The sequence below is a fragment of the Arthrobacter sp. Dra40 genome (genome assembly GCF_059091905.1).
The window spans coordinates 1-1162 of the sequence record NZ_JBNHHB010000509.1 but is presented as its reverse complement, the minus strand read 5'-3'; the positions used below and the strand labels follow the sequence as shown (position 1 = coordinate 1162).

Annotated in this window: 2 protein-coding genes; both read right to left on the bottom strand. The window is 67.6% G+C overall.

Annotation, left to right across the window (positions count from 1 at the left end; genetic code table 11):
- Positions 1-760: GTP-binding protein (locus AC5RWT_RS37620; protein ID WP_494084656.1), on the bottom strand; the 760-nt coding region annotated here is incomplete at its 3' end.
- 106 nt (positions 761-866) lie between these two features.
- On the bottom strand, positions 867-1162 hold a 296-nt coding region (locus AC5RWT_RS37615), incomplete at its 5' end, for an AMP-binding enzyme (protein WP_494084655.1).

The following is a 1162-nucleotide window of genomic DNA, read 5'->3' as shown; positions in this document are numbered from 1 at the left end:
CCATCAGCGACTCGTCTTCGCTCTCCGCAATGATGCCTTCGATCAGGGCACTCCGGGCGTCCTCGGCGCGCTCCAGCTCCCCGGCGCCGGCAGGGCGGACCTCGGGTTGTCGTTCCCCGGCCCGGTAGTCCGACACGGTGCCGGACAGCAACGCATGCAACCCGGTGGCGTCCGCACCGGCCGGCACCGGCAGATACAGCGGCTGCACAGACTCACCGAAGGCGCGGCGGCAGCCAGCCAGCGCCGCTTCGAAGTTGGCCCGCGGGTGGTCCAACCGACTGATGGCCACCGCCCGCGGCATTCCGACGTCGTTGCACTCGCCCCACAGCGCCGTGGTCGCCGCATCGATGCCGTCGACGGCGGACACGACGAACAGGGCCGCGTCCGCAGCACGGAGACCGGCCCTCAGTTCGCCGGTGAAGTCCGAGTAGCCCGGTGTGTCGAGGAGGTTGATCTTGACGCCGTCGTACATGAAGGGCAGGACGGAGAGCACGACGGAACGCTGCTGGCGGATCTCCGAGGGGTCCGAATCACTGACGGTGGTGCCGTCGACGATGGAACCCATGCGGTTTATGGCCCCGGCGGCCGCCAGCATCGCTTCCGCAAGCATTGTTTTGCCGGCACCGGAGTGGCCCACCAGCACCACGTTGCGGATCTGCTCGGGCCGGGACGCTGTCGCTGCGGCAGAACCCTCCGGACGCCGTACATCGGTGCTCCGTCCAGGACTCTTCGCCACCCCGTTGACGGACTTTCCGGACATGAGCGCCTCCTGGCGTCGTGGGCCTCACAAGTCCCTGCGCACTCCGTTAACAGATTCGACACCATGAAGGGGCATGGCCGCAAGAGCGGGATCGCTTCACTGCTCGCTAGTGCGGCCCTCCGGCTCCGCCCGGCATGCCGGCTTTGATCAGGTCCATGACCGAGGAGTCGGCCAAGGTGGTGACATCCCCGATGGGCCTGTCCTGCGCCACATCTTTGAGCAGCCGCCGCATGATCTTGCCGGACCGGGTTTTGGGCAGCTCGGCGACCACCATAATCTGCCGGGGCCGGGCTATTTTGCCGATTTCCTTGGCCACATGTTCCCGCAACTCCTGCACGACCTCCGGTCCGCCGTCGCCCGCCTCGCTGCGCAGGATGACGAAGGCGACGATGGCCTGCCCGG